The following is a 15,603-nucleotide window of genomic DNA, read 5'->3' as shown; positions in this document are numbered from 1 at the left end:
TTATTCCAGCGTATCTAGCAGCTGGCCGCCCCAGCCCCAGTTTTCTTCCCGCGTTTCTTCAAAATTGATAATCACGTATTCGCGCGGTTTGCCGGCCACCCGTTCCATGGTGGCGGTCATTTCGTCGACGATTTGCTGTTTTTGCTCGCGGCTGAGTTCGCCTGCTAAACGCACTTGAATATACGGCATGAAAAAGCTCCTGATGGCTAAGGGATGCGTTGCGCGCCGAGTACTTGTCACGGTACGGTCATATTAGCGACTTATGATGCGCGCTCTGTGATGTTTGTGGGAAGACTGCGCCATGCTACACCGATCAATCGCCCTTATGCTGCTTTTGGCGAGCTGGTTGCCCGCCGCCCACGCCGACATCACGGTCGGGATTTTGGTGTCGCGCAATGCCGAGCAAACGCTGGAAGACTGGCAGCCGGTGCTGGACGATATGGCCGCCGCCATCGGCCAGAAAGTGACCGGGGTAGTCACCAGCGATCGCGACGAGCTGCTGCGCAAATTCAAAGACAAGCAAATCCAGGTGGCCCGCGTGGATAACAAGCTGGCGCTCGATGCAGTGGAAACCGCCAATGCGCAGGTGTTTGCGCGCCTGAGCCTGATTGGCAATCTGAACGAATACCGCAGCCTGCTGCTGGTGCGCAAAAACAGCGGCATTGTCGATGCCGATAGCCTGCTCAAACAGCCTAAAACTCTGCGCTACGCTGGCGGTAAAACCGGAACGACTGCCGAATATCTGATTCCGCATTACCATTTATTCTTTAAGCGCAATGTCTTGCCTGAGCAGTTTTTCAAGCAATATCAGCAATTTACCGCAGAGGGTGCTTTTGTAGCGCTGGCGCGTAATCAGGCCGATGTGGCGGTGAGCAATACCTTTGAGCTGGAGCAGCTCAAAGAGAAATACCCGCGCGATTTCGCCCAGATGCGCATTGTGTGGCAATCGCCGCCGTTTGCCTTTGATCCGCTGGTGCTGCGCAATGACCTGAGCAGCAAAGATAAAGCGGCGATCAGTCAGTTTTTCCTCGATTACGGCCGCAAAGGCAATACGGCGCAGGCGCGGCAGCGCTTGTACTATGCCGACCAGCTGGCCGGCTTTGTTAAAGCCGACAACCGCAGCCTGCGCCAAGTGACCGACTTGCAGCTATTTCATGATTTATTCCGGCTCAATTTTGATACGGCTTTAAGCCCGGCGGCCAAAGAGGCCAAGCAAAAAGCCTACTATCAGCGCTTTGATCATCTGGTGGGTTTGCTGGGTGGGGCGAAATAAATCGCCCAGCGGGCTTGACGGGCTGACTGGCCTCATCTAATATGCGCCTTCTCTCGGGGGAGGTTACCCAAGCGGTCAACGGGTCCGGACTGTAACTCCGGCGGCTTAGCCTTCGAAGGTTCGAATCCTTCCCTCCCCACCAGAATTAAAAAAACCCAGCCTTGTGCTGGGTTTTTTGCTTTCTGTCTCCAGACCGCTTTGTCTGGCGAACTGCAATGGACCGGCCTGCTTACCAGTTGCCGCCGCCTAGCAGCGGTGGCTCGGCCATTGCCAGCAACTGCTGTTGCAGCTCTTGCGTGCGCTCTTGCCAGTAGTGCTCGCTGCCAAACCAGCTAAACGCAGCCGGAAAGGCCGGGTCACTCCAGCGGCGCGCCAGCCAGGCGCTGTAATGCAGCAAGCGCAGCGTGCGCAGTGCTTCAATCAGCCGCAGCTCGCGGTAATCAAAATCGGCAAATTCCTCATAACCCGCCAGCAGATCAAGCAGCTGGGTCTGCTGCTCATGCCGCTCGCCCGAGAGCAGCATCCACAAATCCTGAATTGCCGGCCCACTGCGGGCGTCATCCAGATCGACAAAATGCGGGCCGGCTTCGGTCCACATAATATTGCTCAAATGGCAATCGCCGTGCAGGCGCAGGGTTGTGAGCGCGGGCACGGCAGCATAGCACTCGGCTACAGCGGCCAAGGCCTCGCCAGCCACGCGCAGATAATTGGCGCGTACCGCCAGCGGTAAGAGTGGGCAATCGGCCAGAAAGCCCAGCGGCTCCTCACCAAAGCTCGCCAAATCAAGGCTGGGGCGGGCGGCAAATGGCGTGCGCGCGCCGACGGTATGAATCCGCCCTAAAAAGCGGCCAATCCATTCGCGCGTACCGGTCTGATCCAGCTCGGGAACGCGGCCGCCCCGGCGAGGAAATAGTGCAAATTGAAACCCGGCATACGTATGCAGGGTATTGCCCTCTAACTCAATTGGGGCAACGACGGGGATCTCATACCCTGCCAGCTCTAAGCTGAATGCGTGTTCTTCCAAGATCTGCGCGCGGCTCCAGCGTGCCGGGCGGTAAAACTTGGCCACCAGATGGTTGCCCCACGGGCTAGGCTCGTCCAGCCCCAGCTGGTAAACGCGGTTTTCATAACTATTGAGCGCCAGCAAATGGCCGCTGGTGCGCAGGCCCAGCCCATCGATGGCATTCAAAATCACATCGGGGGTGAGCTCGGCATACGGGGGCAGGGTAGAGTCAGTCATGGTCGGGTCGTTTTCAATCATGGCCCGACCATACGGCAAAAGCCGCGGGCTGACCAGTGTTCGCTTTGCGTGGCAGTGTGGGGTTGGCGCTGGCGAGCGGGGCTGGGTTTGGGGATAATTGGCTGAGCAGCTGGCGCGATGCCGCTGCCTTTCGGATAAAGCTGCCCATGCCCCACTCACAAACCGCCCCGGTCGATGGCCGTCTGGCTGATCGGCTGAATCTCGATCTGCGCCAGCAGCGCCAGCGGCTGATGCTGAGCCTACTGTGCCTCGCCCTGCTGGCGATGTTGCTACAGGCGGCCAGTGGCTACCCGCTGTGGCTGGCGCTGAGTTTGCCGACGTTGGCGGTGTTGAGCTTGGGGCGCACGGCGTGGGCGCTACAGCAAGCCGATAGCGGCTGGGAACCCCGTGCCGACTGGCTGGCGGTGGGCTGGTTGCCTCTGCTGGCCACCCTCGCCGTGCTGGCCAGCCCACGGTCATGGTTGCCCACCGAGCTGGTATTGCCATTTATGCTGCAGCCGCAGCTATTACTGATGTCGGGTCTGCGGTTTCGGCCCTATGCGCTGGCGGTGCTGGGCAATCTGGGGCTGGCCACCTTGCTGATCGTGCTGGCGCCAGCCAGCACCCTTAATCAATTACTGGGCTTATTGTGCGTGGCGCTGGCTACCGCGCTGGGGCTTAATTCGCTGCATCGCCGGCAAAGCCAGCAACGCTGGTTGCGCAACATGCGCCAGCGCGTGGTTGAAACCAGCGAAAAAATGGCCGAGCGCCAGCAAAAAATGCGCAAGCTCGCCTTTGAAGACCCGCTCACCGGGCTCGCCAATCGGCTGGAGCTGATTAATCAGCTGCGCCGCAGCTTAAAAAACCCGCTCGAAGACGCGCGCCATTGCGTGGTGTATCTGATCGACCTCGATTTCTTTAAAACGGTGAACGATGAATACGGCCACGCTGCTGGCGATGCGCTGCTCACTGAAGTGGCGCAACGTTTTCGGGGCTTGGTGCGCCGTGGCGATCTGGTCTGCCGCTTGGGCGGGGATGAATTTGTGATTGTGGTGCGGGGCGTGAGCCGCGCGGCCGAGCAAGGGCTCATTGCCGATAAAATCTTGGCGGCGCTAGCGGAGCCGGTACTGTATCAGGGCCAGCGCTTGCCGCTGGGGGGCAGCATCGGCGTGGCGCCGTGGTTTCCGCATTTGCGCTCGCCCGCCAGCTGGCTGGCTTGCGCCGATGCGGTGATGTATCAAGCCAAAACCGGTGGGCGCAATCGCTATGTGATCGCCGACCCTGATACACCCTATCAGGTCGAGAGCGACAAGGGGGCCGAATGAGTACGCCCCCCTTGCTGGCGCTCGAAGCGCTGAGCCTGCAATTTGCCGGCCACGCCACGCCGGTGGTGCGCGAGGTTACGCTCAGCATCGCGCGGGGCGAAAAAGTGGCACTGGTGGGGGAATCGGGCTCGGGCAAAAGTGTGCTTGCCCGCGCGCTCTTGCAGCTGGATGCCGGCTTGCAATGTCAGGGCCAGATCCGGCTCGAAGGCCAGCCTTTGCTGGGCGTGCCCGGCGTGAATTGGCGGCAGATTCGTGGCCACCGCATCGCGATGATTTTTCAGGAGCCGATGAGCGCGCTCAATCCCTTGCAACGGGTGGGGCAGCAAATCGCCGAAGTAGTGCAACTGCATCGCGGCTGGCCGGACGCGCAAGCCTGGCAAGAGGCTGCGCGCCTGCTGGCGCAAACGGGGATTCACGATGCGGCCAAGCTGCAGCGCTACCCGCATCAGCTCTCGGGCGGTCAGCGTCAGCGGGTGATGATCGCCATGGCGCTGGCGGGCGAGCCGGATTTACTGATTGCCGATGAGCCCACCACCGCGTTGGATGTCACGGTGCAGGCGCAGATTTTGGCCTTGCTGGCGCAATTGCAGCAGCAGCGCGGGCTGGCGGTCTTGCTGATTTCGCATGATTTGCATCTGGTGCGCCGTTTTGCTGAGCGGGTGGCCGTAATGCAACAGGGGCAGCTGGTGGAGGTGGCCGCGACCGAAACGCTGTTTCAAGCCCCGCGCCACGTCTATACCCGGCAACTGTTGGCGGCGCGGCCGCAGCGGGTGGCGCCGGCCGTGGCGGCTGGCGCACCGGTGCAACTGGCTGTGCAGGGCCTAAGCCATGCTTATCCGGCCCCCGGGCGCTGGTTTTGGCAAAGCCGGCTGCAAACCCAATTGCAGCCGCTGGATTTCTCGCTGGCGCAAGGCGAAACGCTGGCGATTGTTGGTGAATCGGGCAGCGGCAAAACCACGCTGGCACTGGCGCTGCTGCGCTTATTAGCTGCCGGGCGAAGCAGTGGCGAAGTGCGCTGTTTCGCGCAGGTTTTCTCGGCGCTGCGCGGGGCGGCGCTGGCACGCGCGCGCCGGCATATGCAGCTGGTGTTTCAAGACCCATTTGCCTCCTTGTCGCCACGGCAAACGGTGCTGGAGTTAGTGGAAGAAGGCTTGCTGGTGCATGCGCCTGCGCTCAGCGCCGCCGAGCGACGGGAGCGGGTGTGTGCGGTGTTGGCCGAAGTCGGACTGCCGGCGGATATTCTCGGGCGTTATCCGCATGCGTTCTCCGGTGGGCAACGCCAGCGGCTGGCGCTCGCGCGGGCGCTGATTGTTGAGCCGCAAATTTTACTCTTAGATGAGCCCACCTCGGCGCTGGATGCCAGCATGCAGCAGCAAGTGCTGAGCTTGCTGGCTACGTTGCAGGCGCGGCGTGGCTTGAGTTATATCCTGATCACCCATGATCTGGCGGTGGTGCAGGCCTTGGCGCATCAGGTGTTAGTGCTTAAAGACGGCGTGGTGGTCGAGCGCGGCCCGGTGGCGCAGGTGTTTGCCCAGCCGCAGCAAGCCTACACCCAGCAGCTATTGCAGGCGAGTGAGGGGTATGCGCCTGAGGCGCTTAATTGAATTGGTTTTGCTGGCTATACCACTGGTGAGTACTTCGGTGGTGGCTAACTCGTTACAGGCAGCGCGCCGCACGCAACTTTAAAACTTGATGCAAGGCCGGCCCTTGGCCAGTGAATAACATTCGCAGTTGGCAAAACGCCCATCGGGGTTTACTTGCAAGACATGTGGCCCCAGCTTGCACCAGCGCCCGCTGGCGGGCTCTTGCGCATGATCCACATCCCAGTCGCGGCGGCTTTGGCTATGGGCGGGAATCTGGTAATTACCATGATCGTCATCCCATACCACCACCGCTTGCGCACTACGATTATTGATTTCGCCATTCAAAGGCCACGGCCAGTGGCCATCGCGCTCTTTTTCCTGCTGCACGGCAAATAGCGCCGCCGCCGCGGCGGCCAGCAATAGCAGCATTACCAAGACCATAACCCGTACTCGGCGCGCAGACATTAGTTGGCCTCGCGCTTGGCTTTGCGCCAATCCCATGGTGGGGTGGGGTTACTGTCTTGCCACAAGCCGCTGCGCTGGGCGCGGGCCTGTTGCTCGGCATCCTGGTACGCCTGATAGGCGCTGCGCGCTTGGGTTTTGGCGTAGCGGGTGTAATGCCAGGCCAGCCCCGCGGCCACTTGCTGCTGATTGATGTCTTGCCCCTGGTATTCGATCCGCGCGACGCCACGGCCATAGCGATCGACATCATCAATCTGCACGCTGACGGTTTTGCGGTAAATCAGGTCGGATAAATGCTGTTTGGATTTCTGCCCATACGGCATGGCTTTTTCTGGCGCGTCGATATACGCCAGCCGCAATTTATATTGCTGGCGCTCGCTATCAAGCACGGTAACGGTATCCCCATCTGCCACCCCCACCACTTCACCGCTAATGCGCATGCCGGCTTGCAGCTGGCCGGGCTCGGCCGGGCGCTGGCAGGCCCAGCCGATCACGGCAAAGGCCACAATCAGCAAGGCGCTGAGGCGCTGTTTCCAGTTGCTGGCGGTGAAGAGACGCAGCACGGCGCGCTGCTGTTGTTGGGTGATTTTCATGAGTGCGAACATCCTGCGCTCGGGCGCGTGACAAACCAGGTGGCCTTGATGGCCTGATACAGAATCAGCGGCCAATCAAGGCCGCCAAGGGTTGGGCGGGCAGTATACACGTCGTAATCCACCGCCTTCAATTTACTCAAAACGCGATCGGCCGAGAGCACGATGGTGCGGATTTCCAGCCCGATGCGGCCGGGTAGGGCGCGGCCCAGTGGCGAGCCGGCAACGAGCATTTTGCGCGTACGCTCGCATTGAAAAGCCAGCAGGCGTTTCAATTCGGGGGTGGCTTGGCCGGCTTGCAGCATGGCTTCGCTCACGCCAAACCGCGCAAGCTCATCTTGCGGCAGATAAATGCGATCTTTGCGCAGATCAATCGCCACATCCTGCCAGAAATTCACCAGCTGCAAGGCGGTGCAGATGCCATCCGATTGCGCCAGCATCCGTGCATCCTGAAAGCCGAAAATATGCAGCAAAATCCGCCCCACCGGGTTGGCCGAGCGGCGGCAATAATCGATCACTTCGCCAAAATCGGCATAGCGGGTTTTCACTACATCCTGCCGAAACGCCGAAAACAGATCTTCAAACAGGCTCAGTGGAATCTGATACTGCGCGACCACCGGTGCTAGGGCCTGAAAACGGGCGGTGAGCGGCATTTGGCCGGCGGCAATGCGCGCTAATTCTGCGCTGCAGGCCTCGAGCGCCGCCAAGCGCTCGGCGGTGCTAGCCTCGCCCTCATCGGCCAGGTCATCCGCGTAGCGAGCCACGTGATACACCACGGCGACCGGGCGGCGGAACCGCCGTGGCAAGAGCCAAGAGCCGACGGGAAAGTTTTCGTAATGCTGAACCGTTTGATCGGCAGATAACATGCATTTTCCTTAAAAATAGCTGACGCTCACTGGTGTTCTGGGGCCGGAATGCTATAGTAGCCAGACGTAATTGGTATTACGTGTTGATTCAATAATTTTAAGGGGATTCTGATGTTCAAAAAACTACTGCTGGGTGTGATCGCTTCAATTTCTCTGTCTTGCGCGGCGTATGCAGCCGTGGATTTGAATACCGCCACCCAGCAACAGCTGGAAGCGCTCAATGGCATTGGCCCGCAAAAAGCCAAAGACATCATTGATTACCGCAGCAAAAATGGCCCATTCAAATCTGCAGAAGACGTGATGAAAGTACCCGGTATCAAAGAGGGTACTTTTGCCAAGATCAAAAGCGAAGTAACTGTCGGTGGCAAAGCCGCCGCTGCGGCACCGGCCAAAGCGGATGCAAAAGCCACGGCTAAACCAGCCGATGCCAAAGCCGCGCCAACGGCTAAGCCTGCCGAGGCAAAAGCCGCCAAAGCGACCGTTGCGTCAAAAGCCAGCGCACCAGCGAAAAAATAAGCGGCACTGTGGCGGCCAGCGCTGTCTGGCTGCTCGCGCTGCCGACAATAAAAAACCGGATCAATTGATCCGGTTTTTTATTGAACCAAGGCGCCGAATTATTCGGTCACTTTGGCTTTGGCTACCAGGTCGTCAACCAGTTTCTGGATGCGCTGACCTTGTACTTGTTGCTCCAGTTGTGGCTTCACTTCTTCGAAAGAAGGGCCTTTGGCTTCGCGCACGTCATCCAGCTTGATGATGTGGAAACCGAACTGAGTTTTCACTGGATCAGAGATTTTGCCTTTTGGCAGTTTCGCCAGCGCATCGCCAAATTCTTTCACGTAAGCGCTTGGGTTCGACCAGCCCAGATCGCCGCCTTGCGCGCCTGAACCTTTGTCCAGTGACTTAGCTTTTGCCAGCTCGTCGAATTTTTTGCCTTTTTTCAGGTCAGCTTCGATCGCATTGGCTTCAGCTTCGGTCGCTACCAGAATGTGACGGGCTTTGTATTCTTTGCCGCCAAAGTTGGCTTTGATCTTGTCGTATTCTTTTTTCAGATCCGCGTCGGTGATTGGGTTGGCTTTCACATATTGATTGATGTAAGCGCCGATCACGATGCGTTGTTTCAGCATATCCAGCTGAGCCATGGCTTCTGGGCTTTTATCCAGACCTTTTTTGATGGCTTCTTGGTAAACCACTTCGTTTTTCACCAGCTCGTCTTTGATTTTAGCGCGCAGTTCTGGTGAATCTTTTTGGCCGCGTTGGGCCAGTTCTTTCACAAATGCATCAGATTTGGCTTGTGGAATGGCGACGCCATTGACGGTGGCCACAGTACCTGGGGCCGCAATCACACCGGCAGAGAGGGTGGCAGCAGCAACGGCCAGCGCCAAACGGTTTGCTTTAAACATGCGTGTTCCTTCGTTAAAAATAGCCAACATCAAAATTCATCCGGCGTGAGCGCACGGATACTCAGTGCATGTATACGATGGGGAATCAGATCAGATAAGGGCTGGTAGACCATACGGTGCCGTTCCAGCGCTTTTTTACCGATAAACTCACTCGATACAATCGTTAATTCATAGTGTCCACCGCCGCCGGCTGCACCGGCATGGCCGGCGTGGGCTGCGCTATCGTCAAATAGCTCAAGGCTTTCGTAGCGCAGCGGTAACAACCGTTGGCGGATCTCATCAGCGAGGCTCATGATACCAGACTCTGCTTAGGGTAAAACATGACGGAAGGGTTTTACAACCACATCGGTAAAAATCCCGTCTTTGCTGTAAGGATCTTCACTGGCCCACGCCTGCGCCGCCGCCAAATCAGTAAATTCTGCCACGATCAGGCTGCCGGTAAAGCCCGCCGGGCCCGGGTCAACATGATCAATCGCCGGAAACGGGCCGGCCAACACCAGCCGGCCGGCATCGACCAAGGCTTGAATTCGCGCTAAATGCGCCGGGCGCACTGCTAAGCGGTCAGCCAGAGAATCCGGTTTGTCGGTACCGATAATCGCATACAAAGGCATGGTAATACTCTTAAAGATTATTCAGTTTTTGTTTCATTCGTGCTGTCTTCAGGCAGCATGTGTTTGGACAGATACATGCTTTGTGCCACGACGAATAGCAAGGTCAACACCAGGGTGCCAAAGACTTTGAATTTCACCCACAGCGCTTCCGAGAAAGCGTGGAAGACATAAATATTTAGCGCGCCCATGGCGAGGAAAAACACCGCCCATGCGTACATGGTTTTGGTCCAGATCGGGCGCGGCAGCTGCATGGCGCCGCCCATGAGTTTTTCGATCAGGTTTTTTTCCCGCAGATGCCAAGCCCCGACCAGCACCACGCTAAACAGCCAGTACAGTACGGTGGGTTTCCACATAATAAATTGCTTGTTGTGGAAGATGATCGTGAGGCCGCCCATGACGGTAATCAGCACCAAGCTAATCCACAGCATCTGGTCTACATGCTTGTGGCGGAACCAGCTGTAAATCACCTGCGCAAAGGTCGCGACGATGGTGACGCCGGTGGCGAGATAGATATCGTCGGTATAACTATATGCGCCAAAAAACAGCAGGATAGGGAAGAGGTCGAAAAGGAATTTCATATGCGCTGCGTGTTCGCCAAATGAGTTGCGGCGATTATGCAGGCAGGGGCGGCAAGACACAAGGCGAAAAAAAAACGCCGACCCGGAGGGATCGGCGTCAATGACCACTGGAGATACACGAAGCATCAGCTTGCGTAACGTATAGTGCGCGTTTTGGCTGGCTAGGGTATTGATGTGGCGCAATATTTGGCGCGCTCTGGCACAGGGAAAACCCTAGTGGTCGGGCTTGGGGCTACGATTCGGCCGAGAACATGCAAGGCGCTGTGGGCGCTACGCAGATGATCGCAACAGAATAAAAAGGGAGAGGTGGCGAGCCCGACCCCCGGCACTAGCATCAAAAGCTGTGGCTGCTTCCTTCCGGACCTGACCAGGTTCACCTTCTAGCTATGCGGGGAGACCCGCCGTCGACAGCGCCGCCACTTGCGTGGCAGCAACAGTGAGGCCGCGACTATATCACAGCAGCGCTACCGATTGCCAGCGCTGCTGCAAAATAGCCGGCTCGGCCCGGCCTAGCTGAGTGTAAAGCCAAGTCACTGCCGCCTCGGCGCTGCGCCGGCCGGCCGGCCAGGCCCCGAGTTGATTCAAGCTATCGCCGGTCGCATACAAGCCCTGACGCACTTCACCGGCAATACATTGGGTGCAATTGATGATAATGCAGCCGGTGCTGGCCAATAGTTGCAAGGCATCGTGCAGCGCCCGGCAGGCAGGCAGATTGCCGCTGCCATAGCTTTCTAACACCAGCCCGTCCAGCTGTTGGCTAGTCAGCCACTGCGCCAACAGGGTTTCGCTCCCTGGATAGAGTTTCACGGCCACGATGCGCAGGCTAGGATCAACCCATTGCGGCGCGCCGTCGCCTGCCCCGCCTTGAGTCGGGGCATTAGGCGCCCCAAAGGCGGTGTCGGCGTCGGCGTCGAGCTTTTTGCTGGCCACGCCAGACAAAATCTCGCCCCCAAAGGCGATTTGTACCCCGGGCGCGCCTTGCGTGGCGGCGCGCAAAGCCAGCGCCACATTGGCTGGCGCATCGCTGCCGGGCTGCAACCAAGGCCGTTGCGAGCCGGTGATAATTACCGGTAATTCTAATTGGCCGAGTTGCCAGTGCAAGGCTGCAGCGGTCCAGGCCAGCGTATCGGTACCATGCAAAATGATGATGGCCTGATAGTGTGGCCGCTGCGCCTGAATGGTTTCGGCGATTGTGCGCCAGTGGGTCGGGCCCATGCTGGAGGAGTCAAGCGGCGGGTTGAGTTCATGAAAATCGATCGTCCAGCCGGGTATCGTTTGCTGGGCAAGATCTCTGATGGGCTGGGTAAGAATACCGCTCTGGGGTATTAGGCCGGTTGGGCTCGGGGCGCAGCCAATGGTGCCGCCGGTGTAAAGACAGAAAATCCGTTGCATGGTCAGTCAGTTGTTGCGGTGTTAGAATCGTTTCCTTTTGCTGTACAGGATGACACGGCATGGTCATCGCCGACAATCGCAAGGCGTTTCACGACTATTTTATTGAAGAACGGCTCGAAGCCGGAATGGTGCTCGAAGGCTGGGAAGTCAAAGCCATCCGGGCCGGCCGCGTGCAGCTCAAAGAATCGTATGTGATTTATAAAGGGGGCGATTTCTACCTATTTGGTTGCCATATCTCCCCGCTGCTCAATGCCTCTAGCCATATTCACCCGGATGTCGTGCGCACGCGCAAATTGCTGCTCAAAGCCCGCGAAATTGAAAAACTGGCCATGAAAGTAGAGCGCGCCGGTTACACCATTGTGCCCATCAATATGCACCTCACCCGCGGCTATCTCAAGCTGGAAATCGGCGTGGCCAAAGGTAAAAAGCAGCACGATAAGCGCAATAGCGAGAAAGAGCGCGAATGGCAGCGCGAGAAAGCCCGTATTGTGCGCGATCACACCAAACAGGCGCGCTAAGGTCTTTGCCGGATCCGTGCGCAGTGAAATCCAGCCCTGATCCGCACGTATGCTTAGCAATAAAAAACCGAGCAATTGCTCGGTTTTTTATTGGGGTGCTAAATGCCTTTATGCTTTGCGACGACGCGCAGCTAACAGGCCAAGCAGGCCAACACCCATTAAGGCGTAGGTTTCAGGCTCTGGTACGGGGGCTGTAACGGTATCCACCGTTACGCCAATGCCATTCAGGGAGAGTTTGGCAAAGGTGTTCGGCACATTGGCGAAATTCTGACCGTAAATACCAAAATAGCTGTCAAAAGACAGATTTAGCCATGGGCTTTTAGGAATCACAGCACCGTTCTCGATCAATGAGTCGCCAAAACTCATATTGGAGTACTGGCGATATACATTATTGAACGGATAGCCCGGTACATATTGCATCGATTGACGATCGTTGTAGGTTGAGTAGCCAACCCATTGCCAGCCACTGCCATTACCTGGCGTGAGTACCCCTACGGTTGTGCTTACCGATGTAAACAAGGCCGGTGTGTTCGTGCCTGCTGGCAGTTTGCTGGGGCCGGCATTTAATTTGATGTCTGCCAATTGTTCGGCATGAATGTCAGAGATTTGTTTGCCACTATTGGCTTCAACGGTAAACCAGCTATACAGATCAACCGGCTTTTCGTCTTTGTAGAAATTGCCATTGCCCGCGGCACTGGTTGAGGCGATGCTGCTGCCATCGGCCTTGGTGAACATCAGTGTGTTACCCGTTAATGTCGCCGAGAGCCCGGTGAGCCAGCTCTGGCTCCAGTCAATTTTATAAGTCACGTCTTTGCCGACGTAGCTTTGAAATGCGGCGTGCGCAGGCGCAATGACTGCGGTGAGGGCTAGTGCGATAGCCGCTTTGTAGCTTGTTTTCATTTCCATTTCTCGCTGTTATTTGCATTATGCGAAATGGATTGTACGCGAAGCTGAAACGGTTGTAAGCCTTGGGGTGCTGAAGCTTTGGGGGAGTGCTTGCATAGAAAGCTGAGCGGGCGGTTTGCCGGTATCGTGAGGTCAAACCGATACCTCCGCCCCACGGTAGCTAGTTCGATTTGGCTTTCTCGCCAATCTTGCCTTCTTTGCCGTTGATTAGCCCGATAATGTTTTGCTTGTGGCGCACGATCAGCAGGGCGCTGATGACGGCAACGGCCATCAGGTAGGGTTCCACCGGCAGTAGCCACCAGCACAGCAGGGGGGCGCAGATTGCGGCCACAATGGCGGAGAGCGAGGAGATTTTCAGCCCCTTGGCCACAAACAACCAAATGCCCAAGGTAGCCAGACCTAGCCACAAATTCAGGGCCAGCAAAATGCCGGCAGCGGTGGCAACGCCTTTGCCGCCTTTAAAACTAAAAAAGATCGGCCACATATGCCCGATGGTGACCGCCACGGCTACCAAGGCGATTAAGGCATCAAATTGCGCGCCTTGTACGCCCGCGAGTGGCGCGAGTTTTTGTGCGATGAAGACCGCAACCCAGCCTTTGAGTGCATCGCCCAGCAGGGTGAGGGCGGCGGCTTTTTTATTGCCAGAGCGCAAGACATTGGTCGCGCCGGGGTTGTTGGAGCCGTAGGTGCGCGGATCGGCCAGACCCATCAGCCGGCTAACAATCACCGCAAAGGACAGCGAGCCCAAGAGATAGGCGGCGATAATGAATAATACGAAGGTGAGGTTCATCCCGAATTCCACTACAATCACGAGCTTTGGATTCTAAGCTAATCCGTTCGCCCCCTCAAACGGCGTGCGGCGATAGGCCCCTGATATGGACATCATTTATCTGCAGCAAGTGCGCGCCGAAACTGTCATCGGCTGGTATGACTGGGAGCGCACCCAGTCGCAAACGGTCGAGCTGGATCTGGAAATCGGCCTGCCTTCGGCGCGGGCCTGTGTGAGCGATGATCTGGTCGATACCATCGATTACGATCAGGTGGTGACGCATTTGCGGCAGGTGATGGCCGAAAAGCACTTTTTGCTGATCGAGGCGCTGGCCGAGCATATCGCGCATATTTTGCTGCATGATTTTGGTGCGCCGTGGATCCGCGTGTCGGTCACCAAGCTCAATATCTTGAAAGATGTGGGCCGCGTGGGTGTCACGATTGAGCGTGGTCATCGCCCCGTCTAAATACCCTGGCGTGTATTGCCCCTTAGACTATTAAAAATAAAGCCCGGCGGCCTATACCCCGGGCTTTATTTTGGCTGCCGCGCGAACGTACACAGAGCGGGGGATTGAACTTTTACCCGTTTGCCCCCACTAATGCAGCAGTACGATTACCCATTGTCCTTTTTCACATAGGAAAATCCATGGCCCAATTTCGCCAAACCCTGATGGTGGTCTTGATGAGCACCACGCTATTTGCCTCGCACCTGGCCGAAGCCAAGCGTCTGGGTGGTGGCCGTTCGAACGGGATGCAGCGCCAAGCGCAACCGGCGCCACAACGCCAGGCCCAGCCATATCAGGCGCCGCAACAGCAGCCGGCACCCGCTTACCAGCAAAAGAAAAGTGGCAGCATGCTGGGTGGCGTCTTGGGTGGCCTAGCCGTTGGCGGTTTGCTCGGCTATATGCTGGGCAATAATGCTTCGGGCGCGGCACAAGGCGAGAGCGGTATCCCGTGGGGCACATTATTGCTGCTGGGCGGTTTGACCGCGGGTGGCGTGTGGCTACTGCGTCGACGCAAACCGCTGGCTCCGGCAGCTAGCCCCTATCAAGCCGCGCCGGTGCTGAACCCAGCCGGTTTCCCGGCCGGTAATCCGGCGCCTGCGGCGAAAACCGACTACCAGCCAACTAGCTATCAGGCACAACCACCTGCTAGTGGTGGCGGCTGGGGTATTGGCCAAGGCATTGGCGGTGGTGTGTACACTGCGCCAGCCACCCCGATTACCCGTTTGCCCGATGGTACGGAAGCGGCCGCTTTTCTGCGCCAAGCCCGCGCGAGTTTTCTGCATATGCAGGCGCTCCATTCACCCGAGCAGCTGGAAGAAATGCGCCGCTATCTGACGCCCGAGCTCTTTACCGCGCTGAAAGATGAAATTGGCAATAACAGTGATCTGGCCGAATTCCCTGAGCTGAATCTGCAATTGGTGCAGGCGGTGAGCGAAGAAGGCCGCATGATCGCCAGTGTGGAATTTACCGGCCGCGTGAGCGAAAGCCTGAATGCACCGGCAGAGCCATTCAAAGAAATCTGGCATTTTGTGCGCCCAATGCAGGGCGATCCACGCTGGTTGCTGGCGGGGATTCAGCAAGTCTGACGTTTTATTCTGTCGTAATTGGTCAAAGCCCGTTAGGTTGTTGCGACTTAACGGGCTTTTTGTCTTACAATTTACCTTGATTTATTGCCGAAAGGTGTGCTTGTGCAGGCGCTTAAACGAATGCTGGTGCTGTTGCCGCTCACCCTCTCCCTGACCGCATGCGATCAGGTGATGGAGCTGATCAACAAACCGAAAGCCAATGGCAAGGCCATTGGTGCGGCGTGTCGCCACAGTGGACGCGCGCTGGAAGATTGTTATCGACGCAATGCCAAAATCCCCAAAGCCGATATTTTCGCCGGCTGGAAAGAAATGAACGAATACATGCAGGCGAAAAAAATCGACATCGTGCCGCCGCCGCCGGATGTTACAACTGGGCAACTGGCGCCGGAAGAAGGTCATGGTGGTGCCGAAGCCGATACTGCCAGTGAAGCTGGCGAAGCCGCTTCAGCTCCGAGCGAGAAAGGCAGTAAACCCGAGAAAAAAGCCGGCCATTGAGGTGA

At 57.5% G+C, this 15,603-nt stretch carries 20 protein-coding genes, 1 tRNA gene and 1 other RNA gene; 9 read left to right on the top strand and 13 right to left on the bottom strand.

Annotated features, from left to right (window positions below; translation table 11 throughout):
* Positions 1-189, bottom strand: a complete 189-nt coding sequence (locus tag QV747_RS09310) for a 4-oxalocrotonate tautomerase family protein (protein ID WP_028449109.1) — start codon at positions 187-189, stop codon at positions 1-3.
* A gap of 112 nt (positions 190-301) precedes the next feature.
* Here QV747_RS09310 and QV747_RS09305 point away from each other — a divergent pair, with 112 nt between their 5' ends.
* Complete coding sequence (locus tag QV747_RS09305; protein WP_273431048.1) at positions 302-1,273, top strand: PhnD/SsuA/transferrin family substrate-binding protein; 972 nt, start codon at positions 302-304, stop codon at positions 1,271-1,273.
* 56 nt (positions 1,274-1,329) lie between these two features.
* A tRNA-Tyr gene (locus tag QV747_RS09300) sits at positions 1,330-1,415 on the top strand.
* An 87-nt stretch (positions 1,416-1,502) separates the two neighbouring features.
* On the opposite strand, the gene QV747_RS09295 is transcribed toward QV747_RS09300, so the two are convergent.
* Positions 1,503-2,513: a serine/threonine protein kinase gene (locus QV747_RS09295; RefSeq protein ID WP_273431046.1), complete on the bottom strand. Its 1,011-nt coding sequence runs from the start codon at positions 2,511-2,513 to the stop codon at positions 1,503-1,505.
* Between the two features lie 167 nt (positions 2,514-2,680).
* On the opposite strand from QV747_RS09295, the gene QV747_RS09290 reads away from it, so the two are divergent.
* Complete coding sequence (locus QV747_RS09290) at positions 2,681-3,838, top strand: GGDEF domain-containing protein (RefSeq protein WP_273431044.1); 1,158 nt, start codon at positions 2,681-2,683, stop codon at positions 3,836-3,838.
* A complete protein-coding gene (locus QV747_RS09285) occupies positions 3,835-5,442 on the top strand; it encodes a dipeptide ABC transporter ATP-binding protein (protein ID WP_273431042.1) in 1,608 nt (535 codons plus the stop codon). The genes QV747_RS09290 and QV747_RS09285 overlap by 4 nt, the downstream gene beginning before the upstream one ends.
* 78 nt (positions 5,443-5,520) lie before the next feature.
* Here the strand turns inward: QV747_RS09285 and QV747_RS09280 are convergent, their stop codons facing one another.
* The 3 genes from QV747_RS09280 to hpnC are packed head-to-tail and all read right to left on the bottom strand — an operon-like array spanning position 5,521 to position 7,339.
* Positions 5,521-5,886, bottom strand: coding sequence for a hypothetical protein (locus QV747_RS09280; RefSeq protein ID WP_273431040.1), 366 nt, complete (start codon positions 5,884-5,886; stop codon positions 5,521-5,523).
* Positions 5,886-6,476, bottom strand: a complete 591-nt coding sequence (locus QV747_RS09275) for a thermonuclease family protein (RefSeq protein WP_047393137.1) — start codon at positions 6,474-6,476, stop codon at positions 5,886-5,888. The genes QV747_RS09280 and QV747_RS09275 overlap by 1 nt, the downstream gene beginning before the upstream one ends.
* The gene (gene hpnC, locus QV747_RS09270; protein ID WP_273431038.1) at positions 6,473-7,339 is read right to left on the bottom strand and encodes a squalene synthase HpnC; all 867 of its coding nucleotides are present in this window, start codon (positions 7,337-7,339) and stop codon (positions 6,473-6,475) included. The genes QV747_RS09275 and hpnC overlap by 4 nt, the downstream gene beginning before the upstream one ends.
* Before the next feature lie 111 nt (positions 7,340-7,450).
* Between hpnC and QV747_RS09265 the strand changes: the two genes are divergently transcribed.
* The gene (locus QV747_RS09265; protein ID WP_273431036.1) at positions 7,451-7,855 is read left to right on the top strand and encodes a helix-hairpin-helix domain-containing protein; all 405 of its coding nucleotides are present in this window, start codon (positions 7,451-7,453) and stop codon (positions 7,853-7,855) included.
* A gap of 98 nt (positions 7,856-7,953) precedes the next feature.
* Here the strand turns inward: QV747_RS09265 and QV747_RS09260 are convergent, their stop codons facing one another.
* From QV747_RS09260 to QV747_RS09235, 6 genes are all read right to left on the bottom strand, one after another.
* A complete protein-coding gene (locus tag QV747_RS09260) occupies positions 7,954-8,739 on the bottom strand; it encodes a peptidyl-prolyl cis-trans isomerase (protein WP_028449116.1) in 786 nt (261 codons plus the stop codon).
* Between the two features lie 29 nt (positions 8,740-8,768).
* Entirely contained in the window at positions 8,769-9,032 is a 264-nt protein-coding gene (locus QV747_RS09255; protein ID WP_028449117.1) for a BolA family transcriptional regulator, read from the bottom strand.
* 15 nt (positions 9,033-9,047) lie between these two features.
* Positions 9,048-9,350: a YciI family protein gene (locus QV747_RS09250; protein ID WP_028449118.1), complete on the bottom strand. Its 303-nt coding sequence runs from the start codon at positions 9,348-9,350 to the stop codon at positions 9,048-9,050.
* Between the two features lie 17 nt (positions 9,351-9,367).
* Positions 9,368-10,111, bottom strand: a complete 744-nt coding sequence (locus QV747_RS09245) for a septation protein A (RefSeq protein WP_273431032.1) — start codon at positions 10,109-10,111, stop codon at positions 9,368-9,370.
* Positions 10,112-10,233: 122 nt separating this feature from the next.
* Positions 10,234-10,331, bottom strand: an RNA gene (gene ffs, locus QV747_RS09240) — signal recognition particle sRNA small type.
* A gap of 50 nt (positions 10,332-10,381) precedes the next feature.
* Positions 10,382-11,320: an asparaginase gene (locus QV747_RS09235; protein WP_273431030.1), complete on the bottom strand. Its 939-nt coding sequence runs from the start codon at positions 11,318-11,320 to the stop codon at positions 10,382-10,384.
* Between the two features lie 59 nt (positions 11,321-11,379).
* Between QV747_RS09235 and smpB the strand changes: the two genes are divergently transcribed.
* Positions 11,380-11,838 carry an SsrA-binding protein SmpB gene (gene smpB / locus QV747_RS09230; RefSeq protein ID WP_028449121.1) on the top strand — a complete coding sequence of 153 codons (459 nt, stop codon included), beginning with the start codon at positions 11,380-11,382 and terminating at the stop codon, positions 11,836-11,838.
* Between the two features lie 108 nt (positions 11,839-11,946).
* On the opposite strand, the gene QV747_RS09225 is transcribed toward smpB, so the two are convergent.
* Both QV747_RS09225 and plsY read right to left on the bottom strand, forming a co-directional pair.
* Entirely contained in the window at positions 11,947-12,744 is a 798-nt protein-coding gene (locus QV747_RS09225) for a PEP-CTERM sorting domain-containing protein (protein WP_288791499.1), read from the bottom strand.
* A 160-nt stretch (positions 12,745-12,904) separates the two neighbouring features.
* The gene (plsY, locus tag QV747_RS09220) at positions 12,905-13,534 is read right to left on the bottom strand and encodes a glycerol-3-phosphate 1-O-acyltransferase PlsY (protein ID WP_273431025.1); all 630 of its coding nucleotides are present in this window, start codon (positions 13,532-13,534) and stop codon (positions 12,905-12,907) included.
* 85 nt (positions 13,535-13,619) lie between these two features.
* Here plsY and QV747_RS09215 point away from each other — a divergent pair, with 85 nt between their 5' ends.
* The 3 genes from QV747_RS09215 (at position 13,620) to QV747_RS09205 (ending at position 15,598) form a co-directional block, all read left to right on the top strand.
* Complete coding sequence (locus QV747_RS09215; protein ID WP_028449123.1) at positions 13,620-13,979, top strand: dihydroneopterin aldolase; 360 nt, start codon at positions 13,620-13,622, stop codon at positions 13,977-13,979.
* A gap of 179 nt (positions 13,980-14,158) precedes the next feature.
* Positions 14,159-15,103, top strand: a complete 945-nt coding sequence (locus QV747_RS09210; RefSeq protein ID WP_273431022.1) for a Tim44 domain-containing protein — start codon at positions 14,159-14,161, stop codon at positions 15,101-15,103.
* A gap of 120 nt (positions 15,104-15,223) precedes the next feature.
* Positions 15,224-15,598: a hypothetical protein gene (locus tag QV747_RS09205; protein WP_273431020.1), complete on the top strand. Its 375-nt coding sequence runs from the start codon at positions 15,224-15,226 to the stop codon at positions 15,596-15,598.
* Positions 15,599-15,603 lie beyond the last annotated feature (5 nt).

It is taken from the genome of uncultured Chitinibacter sp., assembly GCF_945957625.1.
Taxonomy (GTDB): domain Bacteria; phylum Pseudomonadota; class Gammaproteobacteria; order Burkholderiales; family Chitinibacteraceae; genus Chitinibacter; species Chitinibacter tainanensis.
This window is presented reverse-complemented; position numbering and strand designations above follow the sequence as displayed.